This window comes from Kribbella sp. NPDC043289 (genome assembly GCF_056436705.1).
In genome coordinates this window covers 460027-472721 of record NZ_JBWKCB010000002.1, presented here as the reverse complement: position 1 = coordinate 472721, position 12695 = coordinate 460027, and the positions used below count along the sequence as shown (strand labels likewise).

Here is a 12695-nt window from a genome sequence, read left to right as displayed (position 1 = left end):
GGGTCTGGTTTGGTGAGGAGCCGCCATGAGTTCCTGGCAGGACGAAGTCCGCGGCGCGCTGGACGGACTCGCGTACGGCGCCCGCTCCGCGCTCTCACCCAGCGTGTTGCACGGGGCAGCCGTCGAGATCGGCTGGCTGACGACCCACCTGGCGATGTACCCGCTCGGCGTCCTCGGCAAGGCCCCCGGCTCCGGCGCACTGCCCCGCCTGAACCTGGCCGGCCTCGGCCCGGCCCAGCGCGGCCTGCTGGTCAGCGACGTCCGCGCCGCCGGTACGCCGATCCTGCTCGCGCACGGGATCATCGACAACCACACGATCTTCACGCTGATGCGCCGCCACCTGGTCCGTCGCGGCTTCAGCAGCATCCACACCTTCTCGTACTCACCGTTGACGCTGGACGTACGGCGTACCGCCGAGCGGATGGGAGAGGAGATCGAAGCGATCTGTGAGGCGTCAGGGTCGGACCAGATCCACGTCATCGGGCACAGCCTCGGTGGGTTGATCGCGCGGTACTACGTCCAGCGGCTCGGCGGCGACGCGCGGGTGCACACCTGCGTGACCCTCGGGACGCCGCACCAGGGGACGGTCGCGGCCAAGTTGTTGCCCTGGCCCCTGGTCAAGCAGGTCCGGCCGGACAGCGAGCTGATGACCGAGCTGGCTGAGCCGGCGCCGGACTGCCGGACCCGCTTCCTCGCGTTCTACAGCGATGTCGACCAGTTGATCGTTCCGCAGCGGCGCGCCCGGATCCGGCACCCGGACCTGCTCGCGAACAACGTCCGCATCCACGGCGTGGGCCACCTGTCGTTGCCGTTCCATGGCGAGGTCGTGCACAAGATCACCGGCGTCCTGGCGGATTGGGACGAACAGCCCAAAACTGCCTGACTGCGCAGGCTTCTCGGCGCTCGCGGCCGATGCACGTGCAGCCGCTCATGCAAAAGTTTCGTGAAGGCGCGCCGGAAAACTACCCAGATGGGTTTGTCACCCCGTGACCCTTCCGTTATGGTCTGTGAGTCCTCCCGGGGAATAAACCCTCCGAGGGGACGGGACGAGCCTCCCTAGCTCTTCCTCAAGCCCCTCCCCTGTGACCGAAAGGCCACGTTGTGTCCCAGCACCGTGCCGCGGGAGACCGCGTCACGCCCGGCAATGCTGCGCGCAAGACCGGCGCAGGACGTCGCAGTGCCAAGCATCGCGTTGCCAGGCGTAATACCCCCAGCAGCACCCAGATCGTCGGACTGACCGCTGCGCTCGCCGCAGCCGCCGGAGCTGTCGGCTTCAGCCACAGTGCCCTGTCGTCACCGACCCAGGCGAACTCCGCGGTGAACCTCGCCGCGCTCAGCCTGGACAGTGGGCAACAGCTGTCCGGCATCACCACGGCACGGATCCAGGCGCGCCAGCTCGCCACCCGGGACTCCTCCCGGGTCCAGCTGGCCGACCCGGCGAGCACCACCAAGAAGCAGTCCGCTGCCGCGCAGCTGGCCAAGGCCCGCGCCGCGAAGCTGACCGCCACCCAGGCCCTCACCGCGAAGCGCGCGAACGCGCTGGCCGTCGCGAAGGCCAAGGCCGAACTGGCCGAGAAGAAGGCCCGTGAGTCGGCCACCCGCTGCGAAATCATGCTGACCGGGTACCACATCACCGCGACCTTCGGTCAGGGCGGCAACCGCTGGGCGCACAACCACACCGGCCTCGACTTCGCCGCCCCGATCGGCACCAAGATCGGCGCCGTACAGAAGGGCGTCGTGATCTTCGCCGACTGGGCCGGCCCGTACGGCCGCCAGGTTCAGGTCCGGCACGAGGACGGCACCGTCACCTGGTACAACCACATGTCGAAGTTCAGCGTGTCGGTCGGCGAGACCGTGTACGCCGGTGACCAGGTCGGCGCCGTCGGGATGACCGGCAACACCACCGGCCCGCACCTGCACTTCGAGGTCCGGCCGGACGGCGGCGAGCCGATCGACCCGGCGCCCTGGCTGCGCAACCACTGCGGCTTGGACCCGTACACCGCGGGCTGACCCAAAACCCTTTCAGCACCACACACCTGCGCGGCTAAGCTGCGGCGCATGCGTCCGGCAACTGGTGAGGTTCTGCACTTCTCCGAAGACCCGACCATCGAGATCTTCCGGCCGCACGTCGCGAAGACGGCGCTGCAGGCAACGGCGTACGTCTGGGCCGTCGGCTACGACCGGGCCCCGGACTACTGGTTCCCGAGGCAGTGCCCCCGCGCGATGGCGTGGGTGGGCCCCTCGACGACTCCCGAGGACCGCGAGCGGATCATCGGCGTCGGCTCCGGCACCCGCGTCCACGCCGTCGAGTACGGCTGGTTGGACGCGATGCGCTCGGTCGAGCTGTACGCCTACCGGCTGCCGGCCGCCGACTTCGTCGAGCACGACGCGGCGTACGTCGCTACTACCGAGGTGCGGCCGCTCGGCCCGCCGGAGCGTGTCGGCGACCTGTTCGCGTTGCACGACGAGGCCGGAATCCAGTTGCGGGTCCTACCGCGGCTCCACGACTTCTGGGCCGAGACCGTCGCCAGCAGCCTCGAGTGGAGCGGCATCCGCCTCCGCAACGCCAGGCCATAACAGCCATCGCGGAGCGCTCAGCGCTGCCAGACCTCGGCGGTGGTGAGGAACGCGGATGAGCCGGGTTTGTCGGGTGAGCCGTCGACCTGGACGAAGCCCGGCACCGAGGCGCCGCCGATCGAGACCGTCGCGGACCGGACCGGCGCGATCACCAGGCTCAAACTGTGGTTGCCGTCGGCGAGCTGGAAGTTGTCGGTCGCGAACAACCGCCGGTCCAGCACTCCGCTCATCTCGATCTGGATGTCGGCGGCCTTCGCGGTCAGCCCGTTGGCGAGGTTCATCGAGACCTGCACCAGGTCCCGCTCGACGGCCGGCTCGTGCCACGGCAGCCCCTGGACCTCGAGGAACGAGCGCACGAAGTACCGCTCCAGCCAGGACGCCAGGTCGACGTCCTCGGACACCACCCGGACGATCCCGTCGAACCAGAGCACGACCGCGGTCCCGGAGCCCCGGATCGACCAGTCGACCATCCAGATCGAGGCGTACGCCGTGACTTTGCCCCGCTCGTCGAACAGCCGGAGGCCAGGATTCGCTCCCGCCAGGATGATCCGGCGGTTGCTGGCCGACGACTTGGACATGAGCGGGCGCTTCCCTTAGAGGGGCCGAAGATGCTTGATTGTCTCAATCTCCGGGCCAGATGCAACGCATCAGTCCAAGAAGTTGACTCAGATCTTCTCCACCGGCGCGTAGCGCAGGAGGAGTCGCTTGACGCCTTCCGACCCGAAATCGATGTCCGCCTGGGCCTGTTGACCCTCGCCGCGGACCACCACGACGGTGCCCATCCCGAAGCTGTCGTGCACCACCCGGTCCCCCGGGTTCAGGCTGATCACGGGCTTGTCGGAGGCCGACTTGCGGGTCGGCTCGTACCTGCTCGGGATGCCGCTGCCGCGGGTTGTCCCGGTGCCGGACCAGCGGGTGATCGCGGACTCGTCCCGCCGCCAGTCGAGCAGTTCGGCCGGGATCTCCTCCAGGAACCGCGACGGCGGGTTGTGCTGCGGAGCGCCGTACGCCGATCGCACCGCGGCGCGGGAGATCGACAGCCGCTGGCGGGCGCGGGTGATCCCGACGTACGCGAGCCGGCGCTCCTCCTCGAGCTCCTTGAGGTCGGTGAGCGAGCGGGAGTGCGGGAAGACCCCGTCCTCCATGCCGGTCAGGAAGACCACCGGGAACTCCAGGCCCTTCGCGGTGTGCAGTGTCATCAGCGTGACCACACCACCGTCGTCGGCGGCGTCCGGGATCTGGTCGGCGTCGGCGACCAGCGCGACCCGCTCGAGGAACGCCTGCAGGTCGGCGGGCTCGCCGGCCTGCGTCCGCTCCTCGACGAACTCGCGGGCGACCGAGATGAACTCGTCCAGGTTCTCCAGGCGAGTCTCGTCCTGCGGATCCGGGGACTTCTGCAGCGCCTCGTAGTACCCCGAGCGGTGCAGTGCGACGTCGAGGATGTCGTCCGGCGGCGCGCCCGAGTCGACCATCGCGGTCAGCTCGTCGAGGATGTCCACGAAGGCCTGGACGGCGTTCACCGAGCGCGACGCCATCGCCGGCGCGTCCTGGGCGCGGCGCATCGCGGCCGCGAACGAGATCCGGTCCCGGGCCGCCAGCGACTCGATCGCCGCCTCGGCACGATCGCCGATCCCACGCTTCGGCTCGTTCATGATCCGGCGCAGCGAGACGGTGTCCTCCGGGTTCACCAGCACCCGCAGGTACGCGAGCGCGTCGCGGACCTCCTTGCGCTCGTAGAACCGGACGCCACCGACCACCTTGTACGGATGGCCGGTGCGGATGAAGACTTCTTCGAACACCCGGGACTGCGCGTTGGTGCGGTAGAACACCGCGACGTCGGACGGTTTCACCCCGTCGGCGTCGGACAACCGGTCGATCTCGTCGGCGACGAACTGCGCCTCGTCGTGCTCGTTGTCGGCGACATACACCGCGATCTGCTCGCCCTGGCCCTGGTCGGACCAGAGGTTCTTCGCCATCCGGCCCTCGTTGCGGGAGATCACCGCGTTCGCCGCGGTCAGGATCGTCTGGGTGGAGCGGTAGTTCTGCTCCAGCAGGATCGTCTCGGCGCCGGTGAAGTCCTCCTCGAAGGCGAGAATGTTCCGGATCGTGGCGCCGCGGAACGCGTAGATCGACTGGTCGGAGTCACCCACGACCATCAGCTCGGCCGGCGGCGCGGTCGGACCGTTGTAGTCTGCCGGGTCCTCACCGCAGAGCTCACGGATCAGCGTGTACTGCGCGTGGTTGGTGTCCTGGTACTCGTCGACGAGCACGTGGCGGAAACGACGCCGGTAGTACTCACGGACCTCGGGGAAGGCTTGCAGCAGGTTGACCGTGGTCATCAGCAGGTCGTCGAAGTCCAGTGCGTTCGCCTGCGCGAGCCGCTCCTGGTAGATCTTGTAGCACTCGGCGTACGTCTGCTCGAGGTGGTTCTCCGCCTTCGCCGCGGACGTCTCGTGGTCGATCAGCTCGTTCTTCTGGGTGCTGATCCAGTTCAGTACGGCGCGCGGGTTGTACCGCTTGACGTCCAGGTCGAGCTCGCGGCAGACCAGCGTCATCAGCCGGCGCGAGTCGGTGTCGTCGTAGATCGAGAACGTCGAGTTGATCCCGAACCGCTTGATGTCGCGGCGGAGGATCCGCACACAGGAGGAGTGGAACGTCGAGACCCACATCAGCTTCGCCCGCGGGCCGACCAGGTCCACCACCCGCTCGCGCATCTCCGCGGCGGCCTTGTTGGTGAACGTGATCGCCAGGATCGACCCGGGATGCGCGTCCCGGGCCGCCAGCAGGTAGGCGATCCGGCGGGTCAGCACCCGGGTCTTGCCCGAGCCCGCACCGGCGACCACCAGCAGCGGCTTGCCGGCGTGCACCACGGCCGCGCGCTGCTGCGGATTCAGCCCCTCGAGCAGCGAGTCCGGATCGGTCCGGGACTTCTTCGGCTCTTCGAGTGGCACCGGGAGCTCGTCAGGCGAGAACAGCGTAGTCATCACCAAACACCTTAGGCGCTCCCGCCGACAGTTACCGAAAACGCGGTCAGTCGAGCAGGCCCTTGGTGATGAATCGCTGGTTGGCGGCGCTGCGTTCGGCCAGCGGACCGGCCGCGAAGACCGGCGTGTCCAGGGTCGGCGCCATCACCGGCTCCAGCAGCATCGGCCCGAGGATCAGGAACAGGGCCTGGTACGGCGCCCAGCGCGCGTCGGCCTCGTCCAGCGGGACGGTCCGCAACGCGCCGAGGTGCCGGCGCGCCCCGTCGAGCAGCCCGTGGAATACGGCGATCCCGGCCGGACCGCCCTCGAGCAGGACCCGGCGCAGGTAGTTCCTCCGCAGTTCGTCCGCCCCGAACAGTTGCGCCGTCACCTGGCCGAGCGCGGCGAGGTCGCTCGCGTCGAGTTTCGCCAGACCCTCGTCGAACGTGTTCAGCACGTCCTCGTCGACGGCCGACCGCAGGCCGTCCTTCGAGCCGTAGTGGTGCCGCAGCAGCGCATGCGACACGCCGGCCTCGGTCGCGATCGCCCGCGTCGACGTCGCCTCGAACCCGTGCTCGGCGAACAGCTTCAGCGCCGCGAGCCGCAACCGCGCCCGCGCCGTCAGGTCCGAGGATCGTGCGTCGGTCATCGTGCCTCCGTCGTCAGGCCCCGACCCAGGCGCGCAGGTAGGGGACGCGGCGCAACCCGGCCGCGAGTACGAAACTGACCGGCAGTGCGACCGCACCGACCAGCAGGAACTTCGCCGGCGGTGCCGCCGCGAGATCGCGGACGAGCAACTGCAGTACGACGACCACCGGCACATGCACGATATACACGGTGAACGACGCCGCACCCCAACGGGCCAGGACGGCGTTCGGGCGGCCGGCGTACTCGCGGAACAGCACCACGAGGCCGACGCACAAGGTCACGCACATCGTGCTCTCGACCATCGACCAGGTGAACGACGGAAAGGTCGCGCCGCCCGGCGCATAGAACCGGGACAGTGCGGGCAGCGCCGCGAGGTGCGCGACCGCGAGCGCGGCGCCGATTGCGAGGCAGGTGTATCCGACCCGCCGCGTGATCCCGGTCAGCCAGTAGTACCTGTACGCGAGCAGTCCGGCGACGAACAGACCGCCGTACTGGATCAGGTCGGACGGTTCGGCCTGGATGAACTCGAGGATCCCGATCCAGGTGTCGACGGGCCACTTGATCCGGATCGCGTACGTGCCCAGGCCGATGAGCAGCGTGAAGGCTGCGATCGCTCGGCCGGTCAGGGCGCGCGGCTCTTGGGCGACCGGGCGGCGGTGGATCGCGAGGCGCCAAACGGCGTACAGGATCGCGTAGACCAGGAGGTGCTGGAGGAACCACAGGTGGGCGAACGAGAACTCGGGGAAATCGCCGTACGTGTGGTGGTGCAGGAACATCAGCGCCGGGACGACCACGAGGACTCCGAACACGAACGGTGCGCCGATCCGGCGGAACCGGTCGTGCAGGAAACGGCGGGCGCCCTTGCGTTCGTACGACGGGGGCAGCAGGTACGCCGAGATCGCGAAGAACAGGGCCATGAAGAAGGAGCCGTTCACGACCGTGAACCGTTCGAGCGGCTCCCAGCGGGCGGTCCCATGCACGTACCACCAGTCGGGCGGGCCGTACGGCTGGGCGGCGTGGTGCAGCACCACGAGCACCACCAGCGCGAGCTTCAGGCGGTCGAGGTACTGCAGTCGCTGTCCGACTGGACTTTTTACTGTCCACATGGACAGCATCATAGCTTAGAGTGCTCTGATGAGGCGGTTGGCGTGGTGGTTGCGCTGCACGGCGCCGGGCAGACGGTGGCGCGGGCACGGGCGGACTGGGAAGGAGTGCTGGACCGCGGGTACGCGTTGGTCTGCGTGCAGTCGTCCCGACGAATGTCGCCCAACTACAGGACCTGGCCCGACCCCGAGCAGGCCGCAGCAGACATCGCGCGCGGGCTCGCGGAACTGCCGGATCCGTTGTCGCCAGCAACTATCTGGATCGGGGCCGACGACGACCTGCTCGAGGTCGTGGATGATCTGGGCGAGCAGCTCACCGCACTCGGTTGCACGATCGAGCGGATCCCGGGCCTCGGTCACACGGTCCCGTCCGGCTTCGACGACCGGCTCGCGAAAGCCCTCTAAGGGCAGGTTTGCTCTGGGCAGACTTGCCGTCAGCAGAAAAGCTGGGACGGCGCGACCGGCGCGGTCAAGGTGGATGGCATGGCAGAAGACATCAAACCGCCGCTGTTCAACGAGACCGCCCGGCAACGGTTGCTGGCGCAGCGGATCGTCGTACTCGACCGAGCCCTCGACGACGACCTCGGGACCCTGCTGGTCACGCAGATCCTGACGCTGGCGGCCGAGGACCCGGACACCGACATCGCGTTCTGGATCCACTCGCCCGGCGGCTCGGTGCCGTCGATGCTCGCGATCCGCGACGTGATGCAGACCGTGCCGTGCGACGTGTCGACGCTGGCGATCGGGCTGGCCTGCAGCGCCGGGCAGTTCCTGCTGTCGGCCGGGACGCCGGGCAAACGCTACGCACTGCGGCACGCGCGGGTGCTGATGCACCAGGGCTCGGCCGGGATCGGCGGGTCCGCCGTCGAGATCGAGATCCAGGCGAACGACCTGCGGCACATCCGCGACACCGTGCTCGGGCTGATCGCCGAGGACACCGGCCAGCCGTTCGACACTGTGCACGAGGACTCGCTGCACGACCACTGGTACACCGCCGACCAGGCCCGCGACTACGGCTTCATCGACCACATCGTCGAGTCCTTCGACCAGGTCATGCCCCGAAAGAAGGCTGCCGCATGAGCTCGTACACGATCCCCAACGTCATCGCCCAGCATCCGCGCGGTGAGCGGATCATGGACGTCTATTCGCACCTGCTCAGCGAGCGGATCATCTACCTGGGTACGGCGATCGACGCCGGCGTCGCGAACGCGCTGATCGCCCAGCTCCTGCACCTCGAGGTCGACAAACCCGAGCAGGAGATCAACCTGTACATCAACTGCGAGGGCGGCGACATGACCGCGATGCTCGCGATCTACGACACCATGCAGTACATCCAGTCCCCGGTCGCGACCTTCTGCGTCGGCCAGGCGATCTCCGCCGGCGCGATCCTGCTGGCCGGCGGTACGGCGGGACGTCGCGCCGTACTGCCGCACGCGCGGGTCGTCCTGCACCAGCCCGCCGGCCGCGGTCAGGGCACGATCCCGGACCTGATCCTGCAGGCCGACGAGGTGGTGCGGGTCCGGAGCCAGGTCGAGACGATCCTCGCGAAGCACACCGGGCAGACGATCGAGCAGCTCCGCCACGACACCGACCGCGACCACGTACTGACCGCGGACGGCGCCAAGGAGTACGGCATCGTCGACCACGTGATCAACGAACGCGTCCCGCTCGCCTCCGCCCTGGTGTGACCCGGACCGCCAGGCCATCACAATCGCTCGAAAGGCGGCCGCCCACGCGGGGCCGCGGCGCGATCCGGCGATTGTGATGGCCTGCAGATACCTAGCTCGCCGCTTCGAGGACCTTGTCGGCGACGGCGGCGTGGTGCAGTTGGTCGGTGTTCGGCCGGCCGACGCGGTTGGTCAGGTACGCGTAGGCGATCTGCCGGTCCGGGTCGGCCCAGCCGATGCAGCAGTTGCTGCCGTTGTGGCCGAACGCCCGCGGGCTGCTCAACGATCCGAGCGACGACACCGCGCCTTCCACCCAGCGCGGTCCGCCGAGCTGGAACCCTTGCGACCAGCGGATCGGAGCTCGAGCAGTCCGGTCCATCTCGCCCTCGCTGGACGGCTCGACCGCGACAGCGAGCGTCTCCGGCCGCAGCAACTGTCCCCGCGGCGCCGTCCCGCCGTTCAGCAACGCTTGATAGAGCGCCGCGAGGTCCCGCGCGGTCGTCGAGATGCCGGCCGCCGGTACGACGGCCTCCCGGGTACTGCGCCGGTTCACGACGGACTGGATGAACGGCCCGATCGGACCGGTCGCGTGGATCGGGACGTGCCGGCCCCAGAGCTCGCCGGGCAGGCCGAGGTACGTGTCGTGGACGCCGAGCGGTGCAATGACGGAACGGCGTACCAGCTCGTCGATCGGGGTGCCGCTGCAACGATTGGCGACCTCGCCGAGGATGAAGCCGAAGGCCAGTGGGCTGTAGGCGACGGTGCCGAGCGGCCAGCGGGGCTTGGCCTCCGCGATCCGGTGCAAGGAACGGTTCCAGTCGGTCATGGCGCGGACCTCGCCGACGTACGACCCGGCGTTGGACAACCCGGAGCGGTGCCGCAGCACCTCGCGAACCGTGATCTCCCGCTTGCCGTTGTGGGCGAACTCCGGCCAGTACGCCGCGATCGCGTCGTCGAGGTGCAACCGGCGGGCCTCGACGAGCTGGTGGATCGCTACGGCGAGGTACGGCTTGCTCGCGGAGAAGAGCCAGAACAACGCGTTCGGTGCACAGCCGAACGAACGGTCCACGACGATGCGCCCGTGCCGCACGACACACAGCTGCGCGACCAGCCCCCGGGCCTCGATCAGCCCGACCGCTTCCCCCAGCCGGTCGGGGTCGAGCCCGGCCTCGCGCGGGTCGCACACACCACCGAACTCCATGTTTTCCACTGTGCACGCCGAGGCAAGCGGCTAGGGTCGTCGGGTGACCGTGCCTGAGGCGAATCCCCGACCGGACAGCGAGATCGAGCGGATCCTGGCGGTGGTCGCGCACCCGGACGACATCGACTTCGGCGGCGCCGGCTCGGTCGCCCTGTGGACCAAGGCCGGCATCGAGGTGCACTACTGCATCGTCACCGACGGCCAGGCCGGTGGTTTCGAACCCGACCGCGATCGCGCCGAGATCCCCGCCGTACGCCGGGCCGAACAGACCACCGCCGCGCAGCACGTCGGCGTCCACGACCTGCACTTCCTCGGCTACTCCGACGGCGAGGTCGAGCCGACACCACAGCTGGTCCGCGACATCAGCCAGGTGATCCGCAAGGTCCGCCCGCAACGCTTGCTCAGCCAGTCCCCCGAACGCTGGTGGGCACGCCTCCCGGTCTCCCACCCCGACCACCTCGCCGCCGCCGAAGCCACCGTCCGCGCCTTCTACCCCGCGGCCGGCAACCCCTACGCGTATCCCGACCTCGACGAGGAAGCGTGGGACGTGGGCGAGCTCTGGATGATGGAACACCCCGAACGCAACCACTACGTCGACATCACCGACACCTTCGACCAGAAGATGTCCGCCCTGATGTCCCACACCAGCCAGCACCGCAACCCCGAAGCCCTCCGCACTCACATCCGCACCAACTCCACCCGCCTCGCCCAAACCGCCGGCTTCCCCCCAAACCACCAAGCCGAAGCCTTCACCGTCATCCGCCTCCCCTAGTGCGGAAACACCCGGCGCGGGCGCAATCTCGTCCCTTCGCGATGCCTCTCGATCACCCGCGAGATCTGCGCAGGATGCTCGGTTCCTTCGAGCTCGTCCAGGTAGCCGACTGAACGTGCGAGGCCGTCGAGGTCGACCGCGAAGTACAGGGCCATCAGGGGATTCACGAGGAGCTCACCACCTGCCGTCCGGGCGGTGAACTGGACGTCGCCGAAGTCACCACGCAGCGCGGCGGCGATCTGGCCGTTGACGATGCTCGGCCTGACGGGCGTCACGAGCTGCGCGTAGTCGACGAGGTCCAGGTACGCCGCTGCCTCGGCCGACGCCGGTGGGATCGACACCGCGCCCAGGTAGTCACCGGTCCGGCTCAGCGCGGCGAGATTCTCGAGCACATCCACGTGGTTGACGCCGTGGTACGCATCGATCCCGAAGCCGAGGCAGACGACGAGCCGCTCGATCCCGGAGATCCGGGACAACGCGCCGAGGCTCGCCATGTCCTCCTCCGGCGTACCCAGACCGGCTTCGTCTCCGCGCATCAGGATGTCGGTGCCACCGTCGACCAGCACGACCGCGTCGATCCCGAGATGCCCGACCAGAGCTTCGTACGCCGCGCGCAGCGGCGCGACGCCCGTCCGCGGGAACGCGTACACCGTCGACGAAAGGTCCTTCGACTCGAGCCAACGCGACAACACCCGCTCCGGGAAGTACTCCGGACGACCGCGGCTGTCCGGCCGAACCACTGCCACACCCGGCGTCAGCCACTCCTGCACTTCACCGAGCTCGGCGAACGACAGGTTCGCGAACTCAACCTCTTTCCCCTGCGCAACCAAGGCGAGCGCGAGGGGTACTCCGGCGTACACGTCGAAGCCGCCACCCGCACCGGCGACGAGGACCCGCCGGGCGTCACGTAACCGGGTGAACACGGGTGGTTCGGAAAGCGTGAACACCTGCGCAGGCTATCTGCTGGTTAATGTTTTGCGGGTGGGGGTGATTGGGGTGAGGGTTCACGCATGACGATTTCTTTTGGGGTTGCCGGGGTGGGCCCGGATGTTTTGCTGGTGCATGCGGGGGTTGCTGACTCGCGGATGTGGGAGCGCGAGGTGAACGCACTGGCTGTGGACCATCGGGTGATCACGGTGGATTTGCGGGGGTACGGCGAGACGCCGTTGGAGGCGGGAGCGAAGTACTCCGATGCCGGTGACGTGCTCGCGGTGCTCGACGAGGTCGGTGCGTCGGCGGTGACCGCGGTCGGAGCGTCGTACGGCGGGTATGTGGTGCAGCAGATGGCGAGTCGGGAGCCGGCGCGGTTCGGGCGGCTGGTGTTGCTGTGTGCGCCGACCGACAACGTGGAGCCGGACGACGAGCTGCGGGCGTTGTGGGGCGCAGAGAACAAGCTGCTGGAGGCGGGCGACGTCGACGGCGCGACGGATCTGACGGTACGGCGCTGGATCGGGCCGGACGCCGACGACGAGGCCCGGGAACTGCTGCGGGTGATGCAGAAGCGCGCGTACGACATACAGCTCGCCGCGGGTGACGACGTGGACAACGAGGAGTACCCGGTCGAACCGGAGAAGATGACGATGCCGGTCCGCCTGATCACCGGCGCCCACGACTTCAAGTTCTTCACCGACTCCGCGGACTACCTGGCCGAACGCCTGCCGAACGCGGACCGCATCCACCTCCCGTGGGCCGGCCACCTGCCCACCCTGGAACGCCCCGCCGAGTCATTATCACTGATTCGCTGAGCATTCCCTGAGCCTTTTC

14 protein-coding genes are annotated in these 12695 nt (G+C 68.6%); 8 read left to right on the top strand and 6 right to left on the bottom strand.

All coding sequences use genetic code 11. The features are described from left to right. Positions 1-25 precede the first annotated feature (25 nt). The 3 genes from AC0662_RS14095 (at position 26) to AC0662_RS14085 (ending at position 2577) form a co-directional block, all read left to right on the top strand. The gene (locus AC0662_RS14095; RefSeq protein WP_478300794.1) at positions 26-883 is read left to right on the top strand and encodes an esterase/lipase family protein; all 858 of its coding nucleotides are present in this window, start codon (positions 26-28) and stop codon (positions 881-883) included. Between the two features lie 218 nt (positions 884-1101). Further along, positions 1102-2010 (top strand): M23 family metallopeptidase, encoded by a 909-nt coding sequence (locus AC0662_RS14090; RefSeq protein WP_452204654.1) that lies wholly within the window; start codon positions 1102-1104, stop codon positions 2008-2010. A 48-nt stretch (positions 2011-2058) separates the two neighbouring features. Continuing rightward, a complete protein-coding gene (locus AC0662_RS14085) occupies positions 2059-2577 on the top strand; it encodes a DUF6886 family protein (protein WP_478300791.1) in 519 nt (172 codons plus the stop codon). Positions 2578-2594: 17 nt separating this feature from the next. On the opposite strand, the gene AC0662_RS14080 is transcribed toward AC0662_RS14085, so the two are convergent. The 4 genes from AC0662_RS14080 to AC0662_RS14065 form a co-directional block, all read right to left on the bottom strand. After that, positions 2595-3155, bottom strand: coding sequence for a hypothetical protein (locus tag AC0662_RS14080; protein ID WP_452204656.1), 561 nt, complete (start codon positions 3153-3155; stop codon positions 2595-2597). An 87-nt stretch (positions 3156-3242) separates the two neighbouring features. Continuing rightward, positions 3243-5561 carry a DNA helicase PcrA gene (gene pcrA, locus AC0662_RS14075; RefSeq protein WP_478300789.1) on the bottom strand — a complete coding sequence of 773 codons (2319 nt, stop codon included), beginning with the start codon at positions 5559-5561 and terminating at the stop codon, positions 3243-3245. Between the two features lie 46 nt (positions 5562-5607). After that, positions 5608-6189 (bottom strand): TetR/AcrR family transcriptional regulator, encoded by a 582-nt coding sequence (locus AC0662_RS14070; protein ID WP_478300787.1) that lies wholly within the window; start codon positions 6187-6189, stop codon positions 5608-5610. 13 nt (positions 6190-6202) lie between these two features. Next, positions 6203-7294: an acyltransferase family protein gene (locus tag AC0662_RS14065; RefSeq protein WP_478300785.1), complete on the bottom strand. Its 1092-nt coding sequence runs from the start codon at positions 7292-7294 to the stop codon at positions 6203-6205. Positions 7295-7336: 42 nt separating this feature from the next. Here AC0662_RS14065 and AC0662_RS14060 point away from each other — a divergent pair, with 42 nt between their 5' ends. From AC0662_RS14060 to AC0662_RS14050, 3 genes are all read left to right on the top strand, one after another. Then, positions 7337-7696 (top strand): hypothetical protein, encoded by a 360-nt coding sequence (locus tag AC0662_RS14060; RefSeq protein WP_478300783.1) that lies wholly within the window; start codon positions 7337-7339, stop codon positions 7694-7696. Positions 7697-7774: 78 nt separating this feature from the next. After that, on the top strand, positions 7775-8371 hold the full coding sequence (locus tag AC0662_RS14055; RefSeq protein ID WP_452204661.1) for a ClpP family protease: 597 nt from the start codon (positions 7775-7777) through the stop codon (positions 8369-8371). Beyond that, on the top strand, positions 8368-8979 hold the full coding sequence (locus tag AC0662_RS14050; protein ID WP_478300781.1) for a ClpP family protease: 612 nt from the start codon (positions 8368-8370) through the stop codon (positions 8977-8979). Before AC0662_RS14055 ends, AC0662_RS14050 begins: the two co-directional genes overlap by 4 nt. A gap of 91 nt (positions 8980-9070) precedes the next feature. Here the strand turns inward: AC0662_RS14050 and AC0662_RS14045 are convergent, their stop codons facing one another. After that, positions 9071-10159 carry a serine hydrolase domain-containing protein gene (locus tag AC0662_RS14045; RefSeq protein ID WP_478300779.1) on the bottom strand — a complete coding sequence of 363 codons (1089 nt, stop codon included), beginning with the start codon at positions 10157-10159 and terminating at the stop codon, positions 9071-9073. Between the two features lie 43 nt (positions 10160-10202). Between AC0662_RS14045 and AC0662_RS14040 the strand changes: the two genes are divergently transcribed. Further along, on the top strand, positions 10203-10931 hold the full coding sequence (locus AC0662_RS14040; RefSeq protein ID WP_478300777.1) for a PIG-L deacetylase family protein: 729 nt from the start codon (positions 10203-10205) through the stop codon (positions 10929-10931). On the opposite strand, the gene AC0662_RS14035 is transcribed toward AC0662_RS14040, so the two are convergent. After that, the gene (locus AC0662_RS14035; protein ID WP_452204665.1) at positions 10928-11878 is read right to left on the bottom strand and encodes a DUF1152 domain-containing protein; all 951 of its coding nucleotides are present in this window, start codon (positions 11876-11878) and stop codon (positions 10928-10930) included. The genes AC0662_RS14040 and AC0662_RS14035 overlap by 4 nt on opposite strands. 63 nt (positions 11879-11941) lie before the next feature. Between AC0662_RS14035 and AC0662_RS14030 the strand changes: the two genes are divergently transcribed. Then, entirely contained in the window at positions 11942-12676 is a 735-nt protein-coding gene (locus AC0662_RS14030; RefSeq protein ID WP_478300774.1) for an alpha/beta fold hydrolase, read from the top strand. Positions 12677-12695: the final 19 nt, after the last annotated feature.

Excerpts from the sequence above, each read along its gene's own strand:
- AC0662_RS14070 (WP_478300787.1), bottom strand. The coding sequence starts at position 6,189 with ATGACCGACGCACGATCCTCGGACCTGACGGCGCGGGCGCGGTTGCGG.
- AC0662_RS14085 (WP_478300791.1), top strand. The coding sequence starts at position 2,059 with ATGCGTCCGGCAACTGGTGAGGTTCTGCACTTCTCCGAAGACCCGACC.
- AC0662_RS14080 (WP_452204656.1), bottom strand. The coding sequence starts at position 3,155 with ATGTCCAAGTCGTCGGCCAGCAACCGCCGGATCATCCTGGCGGGAGCG.
- pcrA (WP_478300789.1), bottom strand. The coding sequence starts at position 5,561 with ATGACTACGCTGTTCTCGCCTGACGAGCTCCCGGTGCCACTCGAAGAG.
- AC0662_RS14065 (WP_478300785.1), bottom strand. The coding sequence starts at position 7,294 with ATGTGGACAGTAAAAAGTCCAGTCGGACAGCGACTGCAGTACCTCGAC.
- AC0662_RS14045 (WP_478300779.1), bottom strand. The coding sequence starts at position 10,159 with ATGGAGTTCGGTGGTGTGTGCGACCCGCGCGAGGCCGGGCTCGACCCC.
- AC0662_RS14050 (WP_478300781.1), top strand. The coding sequence starts at position 8,368 with ATGAGCTCGTACACGATCCCCAACGTCATCGCCCAGCATCCGCGCGGT.
- AC0662_RS14055 (WP_452204661.1), top strand. The coding sequence starts at position 7,775 with ATGGCAGAAGACATCAAACCGCCGCTGTTCAACGAGACCGCCCGGCAA.
- AC0662_RS14030 (WP_478300774.1), top strand. The coding sequence starts at position 11,942 with ATGACGATTTCTTTTGGGGTTGCCGGGGTGGGCCCGGATGTTTTGCTG.
- AC0662_RS14095 (WP_478300794.1), top strand. The coding sequence starts at position 26 with ATGAGTTCCTGGCAGGACGAAGTCCGCGGCGCGCTGGACGGACTCGCG.